Here is an 18,390-nt window from a genome sequence, read left to right as displayed (position 1 = left end):
CGACGGCGGTCATTCTGCCGTCGGACCCCCGCCCTCAGGACTTGAAGTAGCGCCGCCAGCGGTTGCGCTTCTTGCGACGATGGCGCCCGAGCAGGACCAGGCCAAGCGCAAACAGCACGACCAGCAACAGGCCGACGGCAATGATGGACAGGTGCTCGTGGCGCATGCAAATTCCCGGGTAATTCGCGTTTATCATAGATGGTGCAGCGCAACAGCGTCCATCCCATAGCGAGCAGCCTAATGCCGTAATAAGGGCCGATGGTCTCAGGCTTAGCCGTTCGGCCCGTCGCAACGTCCAACCAGCGCGCCGCCCACGATTAACGACTATTGTTTGGTTAATGGTCGCGATAAGCGCGGAAGCATGTTCGCCCGCAAAAGCCAGCGGCCCGTGCGGCCGTCCCTCCCCCAAGGGCATCGGGTCTATGCGATCGGCGACGTCCATGGCGAGGTCGCGCTGCTGCAGCATCTGCTCGATCAGGTAGCGGCCGACAGCCGCCAGCGCGGTCCGGCGCGGACCACCCTCGTGTTCCTCGGCGATTTCATCGATCGCGGCGTCGGCGCGGCGCGGTTGCTGCGGATGTTTGCCGACCTACGCGACCCCAATGTGATCGTGCTCAAGGGCAATCATGAAGCCGCGTTGGTCGAGGTTTATCGCGGCGATCAGGAGGCCCTGTCCTTCTGGCTCAAATTCGGCGGCCAGGCGACGATGGCAGGGCTCGGCATCGAGGAGAGCCTGCTCGCTACGGCGTCAACCGCATCGATCTTTCCCAAGCTCCAGACCTCGCTGCACTGCGACATCGTCGACTGGCTCGCCGAGCTGCCGCACTCCTGGACGCTCGGCGATTATTTCTTCGTTCATGCCGGGATCAAGCCGGGGGTGCGGCTGAGCCGGCAGGATCAGGATGATCTGCTCTGGATCCGAAAGCCGTTCCTCACCAGCAAACGCCGCCACGAAAAGGTGATCATCCACGGCCACACCGTCGAGCCCGGGCTGCCGTGCCTCGGCGGCAACCGCATCGGCATCGACACCGGCGCGCACGAACATGGCTGCCTCACCGCGCTGGGGCTGGAGGATGACGCGCAATGGCTCATCCAGTCGTCGGACGGGCGCGCCACTCGCTGGTCGGAGACGCTGGGCTAGGCCGCCTGCAACGCCCCTTCCGCGCCCCTGCTCAACAATCTCTCGCCCGCAGCGTTTTTGCTCTTTTGTTCGCGAATCGGCTGATTCACAGTGATGATTCATCATGCCGATCCGCGCCGAACATCTCTTCCTTTATCCCATCGACTGGGCGCAGCTGTCCCGAGTTGTCCGCTTTAGTCGCGCGGCCGGTCGCTGCGAGCATTGCGCGCGCCCGCATGGCGAGCGGGTGTTCCGTCTAGGGGACGGTCGCTGGTGGGATCGCCGACGGCTGCGCTGGCGCGACGGCCGCGGCCGCGCGGCGCGGCGCCCGGTGGGCGATGTCCTCACCGCGGGTGGCTGGACGCGCGTGGTGCTCGCCTGCGCGCACCTCAACCACGACCCAACCAATAATCGGCCCCACAACCTGGCTGCCTTATGCCAGCGTTGCCACATGATCCACGACGCGCCGGAACACCGGCGCCGGCGATGGCTGAACGCGCATTACCGGCGTGCGCTGGGGGATCTGTTCGAGGGGCCTTATCCCTGGCGTGGGGCGGATGGGATCATTCCTCTGTAGGGGCCTCCGCAACTGGCTGGCAGCCGATGCCGTCAGATCGGCAGTCGCTGGAACCGGTGCGGCTGCATGACAAGCAGCGCTGGCGCGGCGCCATAAACCGATGTCGTGGGATGATCAGCCCTGCCAATTTACCTCCTGGAAATAGGAGGGCACTCGTCATCGAGTACCCTCCCACCAAACGCGTGAGAATTTGCCTTCGAACGATGCGACGTTGCGCTTGCCATTGACCAGCACCAGCGTCCGGCTGGTACCGAGACCACGCAAATCGAGCAGGTTCAGGCCGGTGGTGCCGATGAAGCGGGTCGAATTCGCCTGGCTGAACGTCGAGCGCAAGGACGGCAGTTCGTTGAGCGCGTCACCGATCGACAGGTCGCCGCGCGACAACAGCTGATCGGACGAGAGCGAGGTCACGGGCGCTGCCTCCCGAAAGTAAGTTGGTGGAGCTAGCGGGGACAGCTTTGTCGTCCATACTGCGTCCTGATCTACCCTCGCTCGAGGCCGGCCCCTCTCTGGACTACGCGATCAGCCAGGTGCCATCCGGCTCTTTGTGAACGACGTTCTTCCACAAATAGCTTTCGCCGCTGTCCTCAGCGGTGAACACGATGTCGAAGGAAAACTCGTTGGTCGCAACCCGCTTCCAGTTCTGGATGCGAGTCGGGGTTAGGCATCCGACCATATCGTGATGCTGGATACGCTTGCCTGGCGACATCGAACCCGACCAGCCATTGAACATAGTGGTGCCGCGTGACCCGACGAATTTCTGGATCAACCCGCGCGTGGCGGTATCGTCCTGCACGCACATCAGCGTGACGATGTAGGGACGAAGCGTGGGCATAGCGGCCGTCACATCTGCCTTCAGCGCTACCGGCGCCGAACCAAGCGCCTTATCGACCGCCTGGGCCTGTGCGGGGGTTGGTTGTGCCAGCGCCGGGCTGGTTGCAGCGTCTGCCGGAGCCGTAAGCCCGGGCGAGGCCGCAAGGCCAGCGGCCATCAACGCGGTGAGAAGTCGGCCCTGTGTCTTCATCATCAAACCTACTCTGCTCGCTCGCATACGGTTTTGCCCGTCAACGACTTGGTCCATCACGATCCTGCTGCCGATCGCGTTCACGATCCATCTCGATCTGCATTCGCTGGAGAATCTCCCCGGGCGTTTGCTGCCGAACCAGCCCTAGTTCGGGTGCACAGCGCTCAAGCTCCTCACGCAAGGCTGGGTCATGATGTAGCCCGTCGATCATCTCTCCTCTGACGACCGCAACCATAGGGTCGCCTAATCGGCGCTCGTTCTCCACCGTCCACCAGCGTTCCATGAACCGTTCCGCACGAAGCTGGGGATCCATGTCGACCTGCGCCTCCACAGCCATCGCCTCAAGAGAACCGCGGAGGTTGCCAGCCGCAGCATCATGCACAAGACCTGGATCGCGTGTGATCGCGGTCACGAAGTGACGCAGGCCATGGTACCGTATCTTGTCCAACGCTTCACCGGCTTGGGTGAGCTCGGTCCGCTGATGCGGCAGCACCGCCAGCCCCTTCTCCTTCGTGCCGGCGGTATCAACCACGGCACGGGCATAGCGCTGGAGCGCGCCAGGCAGGTCGAGCCGGTTCGTGCTTTTGGGTAGATCGTCGAGACGTGATGTCCGTTTTGCCTCAACCGGATCTTGTGATTTGAGAGACGCGATCCTCTCTTCGCCTGGAGCGCGAAGGAGATCGCTTGGAATGCTGGAATGCTCATCCGGCGCACGCTTGTCGAGAGGAGTGATCGGCGCCTTCGCTTGTTCAGCAGCAGCCTTGGCGGCTGCTTCCAATGCCCACCGACGCTTGGGCACTGATCCAAGACGGTCAGGCTCAGGAGGCAAGGCAGATTGTCGATTAGAGTCTGGATCACGTTCGCGCCGCTTCCGAGCCCGTTCTTTCATCCCGCGAACGACTTCGTCGGCGCGGGCCAGGTCGAGATCCGCCCGGAGCGCCTTGTCGGCTTTAACTTTCTCTCGCATTGCGCTCGAGCGCTCAACCGCCGCTGCGAGGCGGTCAGGGCCGTTATCTGCGGCTACCTGGCGTGCACCAACTTCCGGCGCTGAAGGAGGAACTGTTCGATCAAATGCCGCCTCGCGGACGACCTTGGCCGAATTTGGCTCGGGCGCAAGCATCGTCGTGACGAACTTTTGCAAGCCCTGCGCGACCACCTGATCGACGAACGAAGATGAACCTGACAGCTCCGCGATCGAGCGCTGATAGGTAGCGTACACCGCCTCCTGGCGCGCGCTGAGAAACGCCTGAACAGGGTCGGCAATACTCTGCTCGCGAAGTCGCTGGACGCGCTGGGCTCGGCTCACGTCGAGCCGAGGCACCTGTCCTTTGTCGCGCATCTTCTGTACCGCGATGTGCTCATGGGTGGGGTCAATACCGCGGGCCTTGGTCGGCGTTGCGTTGGCTTCGATGCCGCGTGCCCGGAGCTTCTCGGCGAAGCGTTGACGGTAGCGGAACAGGTCATCGCGGTTGGGATGGAAGCGCCGGCCGTCGAGATCGCGGCGTGCGATAGTGATATGAACATGGGGGTGATCGCGATCGACGTGGAGCGAAGCGACCCACTGGCGGTTCGCGAACTCGTCGCGTGCGAAGTCCAACGCCGCGCTCTTGAGGCGCTCCGGGTCGGTCCCTGATGGCATCGACATGATCATGGAAATGGAGGTAGCGCCCTTCCGTCGCGCGTCTCCGTCCATCTCCGCTTCATGCCACTCCTTGGCGAGCAATTGCATCTCACGACCGTCTCGAACGACTTCCCCCTCACTGGTTTCGAGTCCCAGCTCGTTCTCCGCGCCGTGACCCAGACGGGAGATGTAGCTGAAGTTGGCTAGGACGTGTCCGTCCCCATGCTGGCGTCCAGTGATGCGGACCATGACCTCGCAAACGCGACGTGATGTCCGATCGACCGCCCCGACTGCACGGCCGCTCATTCGGTCGCGAGAACCTCCCCCGAACGCGTGCTTGGCTTGGGCGCTCGGCCGAGATGCCGCAGAAGACGAGGCCGGCTTTGGCAACATCGATGCGACGGCCATGCCGAGCATCGTGCCGCCAACCTTAGGCCCTTTGGCGCTTCCCCCTCCGGAGCCATGCCGATGCTTTTTGGGCGGCGCGAAGACGCCTGCCATCGAGTCCATCGTACCAGAGGAAAAGCGAAAACTCACTCGAGCGGAGACGACGCTGCGCCGGTCCAGTAGCTGATCTCACCGCCGATCGAGGAAGCCAACGAGCGGCGAGCTTCAGTCAAAAGCGTTTTCAAATCGCCGCATGTCTCCATGAAGGGAACGGCGATCCGCGCGATGTCTAGTGAGCTTTCCGGCATGTTCGCCGCATTCATCGCGTGGACGGCCTGGTTGATGTTCACCCCAATTTTCTGGATCTGCTTTCGCACCTTCGTGATCTCGGCCTGAGTGGACGGAGCCAGTCGGAGGAGCGCAGCCTTGTCCCAGAGTTGCCAGCGGATCGTCCGTTTGACCCACTCGCTCCGCGTCAGCCGCATCGGGGCGGCTACGGTGTCGATGCCTTCAATCTCGCTCCGGTTAAGCCGAACGGTCAGGCGGATGTAGTCGTCGGGGTGACCCCTCCCCTGTACCGGCAAGGTCGGCATATCCTTGGTCTCCGGCGCAAGCACGCTGCGAGTGAGAGCGTTCGCGATCCAGCTACTGCGGGTCTGGCCGTTCGCTGCGGCTACGCGATCGATCTCCTCGATCAGCTCGTCCTTCAGTCGAACCGTGACCTTCATCTTAGAAGCCCCGCGCAGCGGAAACAGAAATCAAGAATGTCCGACATTGGTGATTTCTGTCATATCCTGCCATCCCTAAATACTTGCCTTATACACTTTCGAGAAACTCGTCGCAATCAACACGATCTCATGGACGCGGAGGGCCGGCGTAATTGTGGTAAGCCTGCGTCCCTTCCGCGGGGCGGGGCGCTTGCGCTTATGCAGATACGTACAAAACGACCCGCCTTACTCGAGCAACAGCGCGTGCGATCGATCATGCGTCTGTAGCTTTTCGTCGTTTTCCTGCCATAAGATTTCGGCGACCGATCGCATCTGCGGCAAAGCTCCAAAGCCTTCTTCAGGCTACGGCTGAAGAAGGCTTTGGCGGAAGGATAGAACCTTGAACAACACCGCATCCCCCTCACCTGCCGGGATCTCGCTCAGCGAAGTCGAACGCGTTCGTCGACAGCATGAGGTGGATTTTGCACGCGGGTCTGTCCGCTATGAAGGAGGCATTCTGCCTAGCGAGATTGAGCGCCTTAACGCCCGTTACGTCGCCGGTGAAATCGGCAGCGACGAGCTGACCGCAGCCATCCTGGTGTCCGATACTGCGCGGCCACGAACACCCTGATCGTCACCGCATGGGTGTTGGCTGCAGCGCGGACGCGGCCCATTCGGAAGCAAAAATCGCGATGGATCACCTTCACCGATCATGGATCGCAACCAGAATCGCGCCGTTGAAGTCGACCTCGTATGTATCCGCTGAAGGGCAACTCCGCCTTGCCTGTGATCGTGTCCGTAATTCCATCGCAGTTATGATTGCCCGCAACTCAGCCAGCCGCGCGGGGCTGACAACAACACCTAACTGCCGTGTTGATCGTTGACCAAGTTGGCCGGCGAGGAGCCGGATACGATCGGCACGATGCTCATAACGGATCACCCTGCCACGATGATTGTGGCTCCGACGCACCGTGCGTGCGTACCGCAATGCGACACCGGAACGGCGGCAGTTCCGACTGCGGCGAGATGTCATCAGCTGCAACCCGCAATTCGTAACAGCGCCAGCAGGATCGCTTCAGTGCCGACGAAAAGAGCATGAGGTTGCGGGTCCGCAGCCGTCGGCTAAGACCTGTTGCGGCATCGGCATGACCGCGTCCGCAGGCGTCCATCACATTGCGCTTTCGCTTTTGCACCGGCGTTCATGCCTTCCCGCCTAGCGCCGCCAATGCTCCTTTCACCTTGTCTCGAGATACGGTACCGAGGCTTGTTGCTGATCGTTGTTCACGACGTTCGTACAGGGAGATCATCCTTGGAGGTAAATGGAGCAGGGCCATGCGACCGTAGAGCGCCGCCTCTTCCGAACAAAAGCCAGCATTGCCCGAATGCCTGCGCGCGTTAAAGGAGCCGACTTCCCGCAGTAACAAGGACGGCGAACATGGCCGGTGACAAACGCGTTGTGGTGGTCGGGCTCGGCTATGTCGGGCTGCCGCTCGCGGTGGTGTTAGCCAAGTCGGTCGAGACCTGGGGCCTCGATGTCGATACCGGCCGCATTGCCGAGCTGGAGCGCCATCATGACCGCACCGGCGAGATCGAGCCGGACCGCCTCGCGGCCTCGTCGCTGCGCCTGACCACCGATCCTGCCGCCTGCCCGGACGCCGACTTCTACATCGTCACGGTACCGACCCCTGTGGACGACGACAACCGGCCCGATCTGTCGATCGTGATGGCCGCGACGCGCACGGTGGCGGGCATGCTGAAGGCCGGCCGGCGCTCGATCATCGTCTATGAGAGCACCGTCTATCCTGGCGTCACCGAGGACTTGTGCGGCCCCGAACTGGAGCGGATCAGCGGCCTGGTCTGCGGCATCGACTTCTTCCTCGGCTATTCGCCCGAGCGGATCAATCCGGGTGATCGCGAGCATACCGTCGATCGGATCACCAAGGTGGTTTCGGGCCAGACTCCCGAGGTGCTCGAGGCAATTGCCGACCTCTATGATCAGGTGACGTCAGGCGGCGTGTTCCGCGCCGCCTCGATCAAGGCGGCCGAGGCCGCCAAGGTCATCGAGAACGCCCAGCGCGATATCAACATCGCCTTCGTCAACGAGATCACCCAGATCTTCGCCAAGATGGACCTGTCGGTGTGGGACGTGCTCGCCGCAGCCGGCACCAAATGGAACTTCCTGCGCTTCGAGCCTGGCCTGGTGGGCGGCCACTGCATCGGCGTCGATCCTTATTATCTCGCCCATCGCGCGACCGAGCTCGGCTGCGATCCCAGGATCATCCTGTCGGGGCGCGACATGAACGACGGCATGGCGCAATGGGTAGCCCGATCGATCCACGACTGGCACGGCGCCGGCGCCGGCGCCGGCGCCGGGCGGGTGCTCGTCCTCGGCCTTGCGTTCAAGCAGGATGTCCCCGATCTGCGCAATTCAAAGGTGGCCGACTTGGTCGCCGCGTTCACCACGCTTGGACATCAGGTCGATGTTCACGATCCGCTAGTCTCGGTCGACGAAGCTCGCCACGAATATGCGCTCGAGCTGGTGCCGGATCCGAGCGTGCACCGCTACGACCTGATCGTGTTGGCTGTTCCCCACCGCCAGCTGGTGCAGGATTTCGCCCGCTTCGCCGGGCTGCTGGTCGCCGAGGGCGGCGTAGCGGACCTCAAGAACGCTCTGGCGTCGGCGGGCGAGGTGCCGGCTGACATCAGGCTATGGACGATGTAGCCAAGGCGCTTACAGTAAGGGCATTAGCGATCGTCCCGCTCGCGTGCGTTTGAGGTTTGCGTGATCCTGAATTTCTTCAAACGTGTTTCGGCCAATATTACCGCCGATCGAGCCTTTAGTGGTCCAGCCGGTAAGCGGCTCTATGCGGTCGGCGATATTCACGGTCGCCTGGATTTGCTGAACGATCTTCTTACCCTGATCGAGGCCGACCTTGACGATCGTCCGATAGACACTGCCGCCATCGTCTTTCTCGGCGATCTGATCGATCGTGGCCCGGACTCCGCAGGCGTTATCGAGCGGCTGCACGGGCTTGCGGACCGCCGGTACAAGGCCTTGTTCCTCCTCGGCAATCATGAGGAGTTCTTGTTGCGGGTGCTCGATGGCGAGCTGGGCACGGTCTATGACTGGCTGGGGTTCGGCGGCGACGCCTGCGTCGAGAGCTATGGCATACCGGCGAGTTCGCTCAAGGCGATGGACGAGCAGCGCATCGTCGAGGTGCTCAACAAAGCGATCCCCGTCGAGCATGTCGCCTTTCTGAAAAGCTTTGGCGACACCTTCCGCTTCGGCGACTACCTCTTGGTTCATGCCGGCATTCGGCCCGGCGTGCCGATCGAGGAGCAGCAGCCTCATGATTTGCGCTGGATCCGCCAGCCCTTCCTGTCAGACGCGCATGACCATGGAATGATGGTGGTGCATGGCCACACCATCTCCGACGGGGTCGATCGGCGGGCAAACCGGATGGGGATCGATACTGGCGCCTATCGCACTGGCGTGCTGACTGCAGGTGTGTTCGAAGGAGCCGAGATTCGCTTCCTGGCGACCGGCGGCTAGTTGCACGCCTTGCGATGAATCAGGGTTGATTGTAGGTGAGACCTCCGCATCGCCAGATGCAATTTGGTTGCAGGACGATAGCATGACGTGGAGCAAATCAGCAGGCCGTGCGCTGGCCATTGGCCTGATGGTGTTGCTTTCGGCATGCGCAGGAGGCCGGGGCGGCAGCATCCCTTATGATGTGAACAACTTTGGCGCGCCTGACGCGCCCAAGGTAACAGCGGTCGCTGACGCCTATAAATTGGCGCCGCTCGATACGTTGACCATCAACGTGTATCAGGTTCAGGAACTCAGCCGCGACTATTTCGTCGACCAGAGCGGCCGGATCACCATGCCGCTAATTGGACGCTTAGACGCCGTCGGTCTCAGCACGGGCGAATTGGCCACGACAATCGAACAGCGGCTGGCCGCCAAGTATATGCGTAACCCGAACGTCACCGTGACGCTAAAAGAATCCGCGAGCCGCGTCGTGACGGTAGACGGATCCGTTCGAAATCCTGGCATCTATCCGGCTGTCGGTGCTCTAACGCTGGTACAGGTCGTGGCGCTCGCGCGCGGCACCGACGAATTTGCCAACCCCCGCCGCGTGGCGATCTTCCGGACGATCGGCGGTAAGCGCATGGCGGCAGCTTTCGACCTGACCAGCATCCGTCGTGGTGAGATGCAGGATCCGCCGATCTACCCTGGCGACACCGTGGTGGTCGATGGATCGAACGTAAAGAAGGCGCAGCGCGACATCCTGCAAGCCTTGCCGCTCGCCTCTATCTTCCTGGCAATCTGACGTTGCGGCCATCTAACCGATTTGGGACTTCGATTTATGGCTAGCATCGGGGCTGACGGCCCTTCAACTCTGACCGTCAATCCGGATCGTGGGCGTGAGCTCGCCCCAATCCCGCTGGCTGGCGGCTATGGCAACTACGGCAACACGGCCAATCGACGCGAACTGTCGCTGTCGCTGCTGTGGCGCGTCGCGATAGAATGGCGCTGGCTAATCTTGGCAGCAATCGGAACCGGCCTTGCCGCAGCCGTGCTGGTCACCTTGCTGACTCCTCTCAAATACCGCTCAACAGCCTCTATCGAGCTCAACCCGCCAAACGTTGAAGTTCTTAACGACAAGACGGGCGGCGGCGGACAGGCTGCTGCGATGGGCGATGCCAACTTTATCGGTACGCAGCTCGGCCTTCTTGGAAGCCGCGCGCTCGCCGAACGCGTGGCGCAGGATCTAAATCTTGCCAGCGACACTTTCGTTGTAGGGCAGGGAACAGATCGGGCGGCCAACACTCAGACCGCAGCGGGTTTTGTACAAGGGGGGACCAAAGTTCGCCTGCAGCCGCAGAGCCGCCTTATCAGTGTCAGCTTCAGTGCCCGTGACCCGCAACTTGCAGCGCGGGTCGTGAACGGCATCGCCGATGCTTATATCTCGACCAACCTCGAGCGGCGCTATCAGTCGTCCTCCTACGCGCGCGATTTTCTGCAAAAGCAGATCGCCAATACCCGCCGCGATCTCGAACGAACCGAGCGCCAGCTGACCGCCTATGCGCAGCAGCAGCATCTAATCAGTACCGGCAACGGTGCCGATGCCGGCGATACCAACTCGCTTACCGGCAGCACACTTATTGCGCTCAACAGTTCTTTAGCGGCAACCCAGGCCCGCCGCATCGCGGCCGAACAGCGTTACCGGGAGGCAGTGCTGGGCGGCGCCTCTACAGAGGCGAGTGCCAATGCCGCGCCGCTACGCGCGCAAATTGCTGCACTGGATGCGGAGTATCAGCAGAAGCTGCAGACGTTCCGACCAGAATACCCGGAAATGGCCGCGCTCAAGGCACGTATCGATGCCCTGCGCGCCTCGGTGGTCAAGGAGACACGGACAGCCAACGCGGATCGTGCCGGATCGCTCCGCCAAGAGTTTCAAGCCGCACGCGCCGAGGAAGATCGCCTGCGCAGCCAGGTCGCCGGCCTCAGTCAGACTGTGCTCGATCAGCGCGGGCGCAGGATCCAGTATACTATCCTCCAGCGCGACGTGGACACCAACCGCGCCCTGTATGACGCGCTGCTGCAACGCTACAAGGAAGTGGGTGTCGCCGGTGGTATCGGCACTGCCGTGGCATCGGTCGTGGACCGTGGCGAGGCGCCCGGGGGCGCCTATTCGCCCAATCTCTACCTCAACCTTGCGATCGGGGCCGCGCTCGGCCTCCTGACGGGCATGCTTGCAGCGCTGGCGCTTGAGTTCATCAACGACACCATCAAGACGCCAGACGACGTCCGCGACAAGCTGCAGTTGCCCTTCCTCGGCGGCATTCCCACTGCCAAGTCGGCCAAGCCGACTGAAGAGCTGAAGGACATGCTGTCGCCGGTCAGCGAGGCCTATCTGTCGACTGCAACGGCGCTGCAGTTCGTCACCGAAGGCGGCGCTCCCAAGACGCTGCTGGTCACCAGCACGCGGCCCGCCGAAGGCAAGTCTACCTCGGCCTGGGCGCTCGCGCAAAACTTCACCCGCCTCGGCAAGTCGGTGCTGATGATCGATGCCGACATGCGCCGCCCCGCCTTCGTCACCGGGCGCGACGATGTCGGCCTGTCGCACATCCTCACCAACGCCAGTTCGCTCAGCGAGCATGTCCTCAAGACCGATGTCGAGGGCCTGTGGATGATGCCGTCGGGCACCATTCCGCCGAGCCCACCCGAGCTGATCGCCTCGGCCCGTTTCGCGGCGCTGCTCGCCGACGCCGCGGCGACGTTCGACCTGGTCGTGATCGACGGTCCGCCGATCCTAGGCCTTGCCGACGCGCCGCTGCTGTCGACGATGGTGCAGGCGACGCTGATGGTCGTCGAATCCGGGCGCACCCGCACCCGGGCGGCCGTCGAGGCGCAGAACCGCTTGCGGACCGCTGGAGCGCACCTGGTCGGCGCCATCCTCACCCGCTACCAGGCGCAGGCTTCCTACGGTTATGGCTATGGCTACGGCTATGGGCAGAACAAGGACCAGTATCGCTACGTCGCCGACAATAACGACAAGAAGCGCCGCATCATGTTGACCGTGCAAGATGAGGACTGACGGGTTGCGGAGCGCGCGCGGGCTGGTGTCGGCGGCGCTCCTCGCGATCGCAGGCGTGTTGCTCGCTCTGCTATGCGTGCGGGTGGCCATGGTCGAGGCGTTGCCGGCTAGCTCACCCCAGCTCGCGCAATGGGCGCCGCGCGATCCCGACGTCGTGCTCGAGAAAGCGGCAACGGCGCTCGTCAAGCGCCACGGCATTCTCGAACAAGCGACCCTCGACAGCGTCCGCCGCGCGGCCGCGGCCGCGCCGCTGGATGCACGCGCCTATCTGGTGCTCGGCCATCAGCAATTGCTCGACGATCAGCCCGGTCGTGCCCTAGCGACACTCGAAGTCGGCCAGCGGCTCGATCCCCGTCAGCGCGTGATCCATCTGCTGCTGCTCGATCGCTACCTCAAGGCCGGCCGCTATGCGGAGGTGGGAACCCAGCTATCGATCCTAGCCCGACTGGTCGGCAAGGCCGGCGGCCCGATCGCCACGGCGATGGCGCAGATGAGCGTGGCGCCGGAGACGCGCGACGTCATCCGCCGCACACTCAGCACCGATCCCGCGCTTGAAAACAATGTGCTGGTCGCCCTCGCCCGATCGGACACGCCCCCCGCGGCCATCTTCGCGCTCGCTAGCCCTGCTGCAAAGAGCAACGCCGGCGTCAAGGACGGCTGGGGCCCGGTCCTTGTCACCCGCCTCGTTGCGCAGGCTCGATATTCCGAGGCCCGCGCCGTATGGCAGCATGTCTATGGCCTCGGTGACGCCCAGGTCGCCGGATCGCTATTCGACGCAAGCTTTCAGAATTTGCCCGGCTCTTCTCCCTTCAACTGGACATTGATCGCCGGTAGCCTGGGCGCGGCGGATGCCCGCAACGGCGCGCTCAACATCGATTACTACGGGCGCGACAGCGGAGATCTTGCTACCCAGCTCCTCGTGCTGCGCCCCGGCGCCTATCGCTTCGGCTTCACGGTCGAGGGCGGTAAGGCCGCGACCGGCCCGACGCTTGCCTGGTCGCTGCATTGCGCGACCGGCAGCAAGGCCGAGCTGATGAACGCCGGCGTCGCCGCCACGGGCGCACGCCATCGCGCGGTCACCAGCTTCACCGTACCGCCCGGCTGCCCGGCCCAAGTGCTGACCCTGACCGCCAATGCCGGCGAGTTTCCCGTCCCGATCAACCTCACGATCCGCGATCTTGCGGTGCAACCCCAGACGGAAAGCCGGCCATGACCCGCCATGCGGTCGCCCCCGCCTATCTGCTGGCCTGCCTGCTGCTTGGCGGTGCCAGTGCTGCAGGATTTATCGCCAATCTGCTGCTCCAGCTGACAGCGCTGCCGCTGATCGGCTGGGCGCTATGGCAGCTGCTACAGGCGAGGCCCGCACCACAGACCCGCATCCCGCTGGTCCTGCTGGCGCTGCTGGTCCTGCTGGCGCTGCTCCAGCTGGTGCCGTTGCCACCAGCGGTATGGACGCTGCTGCCAGGGCGCGGCCCGGTGGTAACGGGCTATGGATTGCTCGGCGTGCCTCTCCCCTGGCTGCCGCTCACGCTGGCGCCCGAGGCCACGCTGGCTAGCCTGTTGTGGCTGCTGCCGGCCTTCGCGATCTTTCTGGTGATCGTGGCGCTCGGCGCGTTTCGCGCGCGCTGGATCGCCGGTGTCATGCTCGGCGTCACGCTGGCCTCGGTCGCGATCGGCGCGCTCCAAGTCATCGGCGGCGAGGGGAGCGGGGCCTATTTCTACCGGAGGACCAACATCGGCGTAGCGGTCGGCTTCTTCGCCAACGGCAACCACAATGCCACGCTGCTGCTGGTGTGCATCCCGTTCCTCGCCGCACTGCAGGCGACGCTGCTGAAGCGCAAATCATCGCCGCGCAGCGCCTCGGCGATCCGGCTGCTAGCCGGCGCGGCCTTTGCCGTCATCCTCGTCGGCCTGCTGATCAACGCCTCACTGGCAGGCATCGGCCTCAGCGTGCCGGTGGCGATGATCAGCTGGCTCACCTTCGGCCGGCAGCGCCCGGCGTTGCGCCGGCTGCTCATCATCGCCACGGCGCTCGCATCGGTCGCAGCGCTGGTCACCATCATTGTCGGTCCGTTCGGCAACAATCTGTTCGGCCAGCAGCAGAATGTGGAGCTGTCGCGGCAGACATCCTTCGCACTGACGCTGCATGCGGCGGGCGACTATTTTCCGGTGGGTTCCGGGATCGGCAGCTTCCAGCCGATCTACCATACCCAGGAGACGCTTGCGAGCGTGGGGACGACCTTCATCAACCACGCGCACAGTGACTGGATCGAGCTATTGCTCGAGACCGGCCTGGTCGGCCCCGCACTGGCGATCGTGTTTCTCGCCTGGTGTGTTCGGCGCGTGTTCATGATTTGGACGGCCGATGACCGTGAACCGTTCGCGCAGGCAGCGGCGATCGCAGCCACCACCATGCTGCTGCACAGCCTGGTGGATTATCCGCTGCGTACCGCAGCGCTATCGGCCGTGTTTGCCGTTTGCGTCGCCCTGATCGGGGGCGTACGTCCCTATGTTCGCCGCAGTCGACAAGCTCCCACGGCACGCCACCTCAGCCTGTGATGTCGGTTAGGACGTGGGTACACGCCGACGGAAGCGATAAAATGGCGCAGAGTGCCAGCGGGCGGCCAGCACCACGATCAATGGCGGCGTCATGGTAAGCGCAATGTCAACGAGCGTGGCCTGGGGTGTCCATGGCCAGTCCGACACATAATAGCGCGTGAAGTCCGACACCTCGTTCAGCAGCTCAAGCCCGAGGACGAGCAGCCATGGTCGCCACGACCCGAGCGGCAGGCGCATCAACCATCCAAAACCGATCGTCAGCAGCATGCCGAGCAGCAGGTGGAGATCGTGATGGGTGAGCCCCAGGCTGCCTGACAGCCAATTCTTGAACGCCTCCCAGGCGAGCACGATGTCAAACATCATGCGCCCTTCGCCGTAATCCATTGCCAAGTCCATCGGTGACCAGCCGCGCTCACCGGCTCATCAAACATTCAATGAGGCCAGCTCGTTCACGTAGCGATCGATAACAAGCTGCTCGCTATATTCGCCTTCGGCTTTTGCCCGGCTGGCCCGAGCCATGGCCAATTTATCCTTGCCAGCCAGCAGGTGATATCGCTCCATCGCCTCCACTAGTGAACCGGTGCTTCTGGGAGCGCACAGGAAGCCATTGACGCTATGGTCGACGACGTCGCGGCAGCCCGGCGTGTCTGTGGTGATGATGGCTTTGCCCATGGAAGCGGCCTCCAGCAACGACCGCGGCGTTCCTTCGGGGTAATAACTTGGCAACACGGCGCAATCCGCTTCGGCCAGTATCGGGCGGACATCGCTGACCGCTTCCAGCAGCTCGACGGCGCCCTCGTCATGCCAGCGATCGAGCGTCGCTTCCTCGATACCGCCCGACGAATGATCGCGAATGCCGAGGACTCGGAACGCGACGGCGCTGCCATGGCGCTGGCGCATTGCCGCAGCAGCCTCGACATATTCGGCCACGCCCTTGGCATGAAGCAGCCTGGTCACCAGCAGGAACACGGTTCGCCCGTCGGGCGTGCGCTGCCGCGGCGCAAAACGGAGAAGGTCGACGCCCGATCCCGGCAGCAGCGCGGTACGATCGGCCTGCACCAGCCCTTCCTCTATAAAATGAGCGCGATCATCACGGTTCTGGAAGAAGACGCGTTGCCTGTTCCCGCCAAGTCCGGCCGCATACAGCTTGCGCACCAGCATATTGAGAGCGCCCCGCCGCATGAAGGCGGTGCCAAGCCCGGCGATGTTGGCGATGCGCGGAATGCCAAGCAGGCGGCATGCCATGCCCCCATAGACATTGGGCTTGATCGTGAAGCCCAGATAGGCGCTCGGCCGCAGCCGGCGCAGGATCGCGACATAGTCCACCAGCAGCCGCGCATCGGCGGCCGGCGACATGCCCCGCCCGTTGATGCGGATGGGAACGAAGTCGACGCCAAATGCGGCCAGCTCGCTCTCGCGGCCGTCGGGTGGCGCGACCGCGACCACGCGATAACCCGCGGCGACCAGGCCGCGCAGCAGCGACTGCCGGAAATTGACTAGATTCCAGGCCGCATTGACGGAAATGACGATCGTCGACTGGGTCATGGCCGCGCCGCGCCTGCCGTCAACCACGGCTCTTGGGCGCGGCGCCGCCCTGACGCAGCCACGCCTGGAACATCAGCACCGGCCACAAAGCCTGCGTGTCCTCTGCCCTGCCGGCAAGATGGTTCTGCCAGCGCCGCTGGATCGGGGCTGCATCGAGATAGCCCTCCTGCCGCATCCGGGAAGGATCGAGCAGATCCTCCGCCCAATCGCGCAACGGGCCGCGCAGCCATTCGCCGACCGGCACGGCAAAGCCCGCCTTGGGCCGTTCGAACATCGCCCGCGGCGCGTGGCGATAGAGGATCGTGCGCAGGATGCGCTTGGTGGTGGCCCCGGCGATCTTCTGGTCCATCGGCACGCGCGCCGCGGCCGCGGCGACATGATGGTCGAGGAACGGCACGCGCGTCTCCAGGCTTACCGCCATCGACGCGCGATCCACTTTGGCGAGGATGTCGTCGGGCATGTAGCTCACCGCATCGGCATACATCATCCGCGCCGCGTCCGGCGCCGCGCCGATTGCCATGTCCAGGCTCGGGCGTTCGCGTGCGTCGATGCCGAGCACCGGGGTGGCGGCGAGATGCCATTCGTCGAGCAGCGACGCGAACACGTCATCAAGCCCGCGCGCGTTCGCGGCGGTGCGCAGCGCCTTGCGCACCTTGGAGCCGAAGAACGGCGGGCGCCGCTTGCGCGCGGCGATCGAGCCGAGCGTCGTCCACAGGTCGTCGGAGAGCCGCGCCCCCGTGCCGGCCAGCAGCTGCCGCACCGGCTGCGGCAACGGCGCGAGCGCGCGCCACAGCCGCGGCGCGTGCAAATAGCGGTTGTACCCGCCGAACAGCTCGTCGCCGCCATCACCCGATAGCGCGACGGTGACCTGCTCGCGGGCGAAGGCGCTGACGAGGTGGGTGGGGATGGCCGAGGAATCCGCGAACGGCTCGCCATACATCGCCGGCAGCTTGGGGATCACCGCCAGCCCATCGGCGACGCCGACATAGCGTTCGTGATGCTCGGTGCCGAAATGACGGGCGACCTCGCGCGCATAGACCGCCTCGTCGAAGCCGGCCTCCTCGAAGCCGATTGAAAAGGTGCGGATCGTACCGCGCGACGCCGCCTGGTAGAGCGCGACCACCGTCGAGGAATCGAAGCCGCCCGACAGGAAGGCGCCGACTGGCACGTCGGCGATCGCCTGCTTCGCCACGGCCGCGGTCAGCGCAGCTTCCACCGCCTCGACCGCCTCGCCCTCGCTCGCATAAGGCGTCGCCAGCCCCTCGCGCACCACGTCGCGGTACGACCAGTAGCGCTCCAACCTGGCGCCATCGTGCTGGCCGTCCGCGAACGGCTCGGTGCGCGGCGCGGCGACCGCATCGGGCGTCACCGTCAGCACCGCGCCTGGCGGCAGCTTAAAAATGCCCTGGTAGATCGAGCGCGGGCACGGGATGTAGGTGCGCGACAGCAGCAACGACAGCGCGCGGCGGTCGACAGGATTGTCGAAACTGGGCAGCGTCCGGATCGCGCCGAGCTCGGAGGCGAAGGCGAACATCCCGCCCGCCCAGCCGTAATAGAGCGGCTTTTCGCCGAAGCGGTCGCGGACGAGGTGGAGGGCACGGTCGCGGCGGTCCCACAGCGCGAAGGCGAACATGCCGGTAGCGCGCTCGAGCGTGGCGGTCAGGCCCCAGGCGGCAATACCTTCGACCAGCGTCTCGGTGTCCGAATGACCACGCCAGTCGGTAACCCCGCCCCGCGCTGCCAACTCGGCGCGCAGGTCCATGTGATTGTAGATTTCACCGTTGAAGCACAGCACCCAGCGCCCGTCGCGCGAGGCCATCGGCTGGTGACCCAAAGGCGAGAGCTCCAGGATCGATAGGCGGCGGTGCCCTAGGGCGACACCGGCCTCGGTATCGGTCCACACCCCCTGATCATCCGGCCCGCGATGGGCGATCACATCCGTCATCCGCCCGACGGCCGCCACATCGGCCGCCCCGCGGCTCACAAGCCCGGCAATTCCACACACGCGCAACGCTCTCCTGCAGCAGCCCCCGTCGCTCTAGCCGAAACCGGTTTGCCGGAAACCATCAATCGTGCGTGGTGCGGGCATGCCCCGTCACGCTTTGGTTTGCCCATGGTGGCGGTAATGGGATATCGCGAAGCCGATGCCATGGTCCCCCACACGCCGCGGGTTCGGCGCCAGCCTCGCCTCGATACTGCTATGGCCGCGCGCGGCCGCGGCCGCTGCTCCGCCCCGCACGTTCAA

16 protein-coding genes and 1 pseudogene are annotated in these 18,390 nt (G+C 64.1%); 9 read left to right on the top strand and 8 right to left on the bottom strand.

The features are described 5' to 3' along the window. Nucleotides 1–34: 34 nt before the first annotated feature. Nucleotides 35–166, bottom strand: a complete 132-nt coding sequence (locus AC07M8_RS17025) for a hypothetical protein (protein ID WP_495175421.1) — start codon at nt 164–166, stop codon at nt 35–37. 222 nt (nt 167–388) lie between these two features. On the opposite strand from AC07M8_RS17025, the gene AC07M8_RS17020 reads away from it, so the two are divergent. Together AC07M8_RS17020 and AC07M8_RS17015 are read left to right on the top strand one after the other, a co-directional pair. Further along, the gene (locus tag AC07M8_RS17020; protein WP_495175420.1) at nt 389–1,141 is read left to right on the top strand and encodes a metallophosphoesterase family protein; all 753 of its coding nucleotides are present in this window, start codon (nt 389–391) and stop codon (nt 1,139–1,141) included. Between the two features lie 103 nt (nt 1,142–1,244). Then, nucleotides 1,245–1,697: a hypothetical protein gene (locus tag AC07M8_RS17015; protein WP_495175419.1), complete on the top strand. Its 453-nt coding sequence runs from the start codon at nt 1,245–1,247 to the stop codon at nt 1,695–1,697. A 201-nt stretch (nt 1,698–1,898) separates the two neighbouring features. On the opposite strand, the pseudogene AC07M8_RS17010 reads toward AC07M8_RS17015, so the two are convergent. The 4 genes and pseudogenes from AC07M8_RS17010 to AC07M8_RS16995 all read right to left on the bottom strand — a co-directional run. Continuing rightward, nucleotides 1,899–2,108 (bottom strand): annotated as a pseudogene (locus AC07M8_RS17010) (TonB-dependent receptor plug domain-containing protein); the annotation flags it as partial. A gap of 103 nt (nt 2,109–2,211) precedes the next feature. Further along, entirely contained in the window at nt 2,212–2,805 is a 594-nt protein-coding gene (locus tag AC07M8_RS17005) for a hypothetical protein (protein ID WP_495175418.1), read from the bottom strand. Next, nucleotides 2,762–4,591 (bottom strand): relaxase/mobilization nuclease domain-containing protein, encoded by a 1,830-nt coding sequence (locus tag AC07M8_RS17000; protein WP_495175417.1) that lies wholly within the window; start codon nt 4,589–4,591, stop codon nt 2,762–2,764. The genes AC07M8_RS17005 and AC07M8_RS17000 overlap by 44 nt, the downstream gene beginning before the upstream one ends. A gap of 284 nt (nt 4,592–4,875) precedes the next feature. Next, nucleotides 4,876–5,457, bottom strand: coding sequence for a ribbon-helix-helix domain-containing protein (locus tag AC07M8_RS16995; RefSeq protein WP_495175416.1), 582 nt, complete (start codon nt 5,455–5,457; stop codon nt 4,876–4,878). A gap of 379 nt (nt 5,458–5,836) precedes the next feature. Here AC07M8_RS16995 and AC07M8_RS16990 point away from each other — a divergent pair, with 379 nt between their 5' ends. From AC07M8_RS16990 to AC07M8_RS16960, 7 genes are all read left to right on the top strand, one after another. After that, on the top strand, nt 5,837–6,067 hold the full coding sequence (locus AC07M8_RS16990; protein WP_495175415.1) for an antitoxin VbhA family protein: 231 nt from the start codon (nt 5,837–5,839) through the stop codon (nt 6,065–6,067). An 804-nt stretch (nt 6,068–6,871) separates the two neighbouring features. Further along, complete coding sequence (locus AC07M8_RS16985; protein WP_495175414.1) at nt 6,872–8,158, top strand: nucleotide sugar dehydrogenase; 1,287 nt, start codon at nt 6,872–6,874, stop codon at nt 8,156–8,158. Nucleotides 8,159–8,218: 60 nt separating this feature from the next. Then, nucleotides 8,219–8,989 (top strand): metallophosphoesterase, encoded by a 771-nt coding sequence (locus AC07M8_RS16980; RefSeq protein WP_495175413.1) that lies wholly within the window; start codon nt 8,219–8,221, stop codon nt 8,987–8,989. An 82-nt stretch (nt 8,990–9,071) separates the two neighbouring features. Further along, a complete protein-coding gene (locus AC07M8_RS16975; protein WP_495175412.1) occupies nt 9,072–9,770 on the top strand; it encodes a polysaccharide biosynthesis/export family protein in 699 nt (232 codons plus the stop codon). 36 nt (nt 9,771–9,806) lie between these two features. Next, nucleotides 9,807–12,041, top strand: a complete 2,235-nt coding sequence (locus AC07M8_RS16970; RefSeq protein ID WP_495175411.1) for a GumC family protein — start codon at nt 9,807–9,809, stop codon at nt 12,039–12,041. Further along, nucleotides 12,031–13,254: a hypothetical protein gene (locus tag AC07M8_RS16965; protein ID WP_495175410.1), complete on the top strand. Its 1,224-nt coding sequence runs from the start codon at nt 12,031–12,033 to the stop codon at nt 13,252–13,254. Before AC07M8_RS16970 ends, AC07M8_RS16965 begins: the two co-directional genes overlap by 11 nt. Further along, nucleotides 13,251–14,600 carry an O-antigen ligase family protein gene (locus tag AC07M8_RS16960; RefSeq protein ID WP_495175409.1) on the top strand — a complete coding sequence of 450 codons (1,350 nt, stop codon included), beginning with the start codon at nt 13,251–13,253 and terminating at the stop codon, nt 14,598–14,600. Before AC07M8_RS16965 ends, AC07M8_RS16960 begins: the two co-directional genes overlap by 4 nt. A 6-nt stretch (nt 14,601–14,606) precedes the next feature. Here AC07M8_RS16960 and AC07M8_RS16955 read toward each other — a convergent pair whose 3' ends face one another. The 3 genes from AC07M8_RS16955 to asnB are packed head-to-tail and all read right to left on the bottom strand — an operon-like array spanning nt 14,607 to nt 18,150. Next, nucleotides 14,607–14,984 (bottom strand): hypothetical protein, encoded by a 378-nt coding sequence (locus AC07M8_RS16955; RefSeq protein ID WP_495175408.1) that lies wholly within the window; start codon nt 14,982–14,984, stop codon nt 14,607–14,609. A 39-nt stretch (nt 14,985–15,023) separates the two neighbouring features. Next, complete coding sequence (locus tag AC07M8_RS16950) at nt 15,024–16,145, bottom strand: glycosyltransferase family 4 protein (protein WP_495175407.1); 1,122 nt, start codon at nt 16,143–16,145, stop codon at nt 15,024–15,026. A 19-nt stretch (nt 16,146–16,164) separates the two neighbouring features. Next, the gene (asnB, locus tag AC07M8_RS16945; RefSeq protein ID WP_495175406.1) at nt 16,165–18,150 is read right to left on the bottom strand and encodes an asparagine synthase (glutamine-hydrolyzing); all 1,986 of its coding nucleotides are present in this window, start codon (nt 18,148–18,150) and stop codon (nt 16,165–16,167) included. Nucleotides 18,151–18,390: the final 240 nt, after the last annotated feature.

The sequence above is a fragment of the Sphingomonas sp. GW821-FHT09E03 genome (genome assembly GCF_059416225.1).
This window is presented reverse-complemented; position numbering and strand designations above follow the sequence as displayed.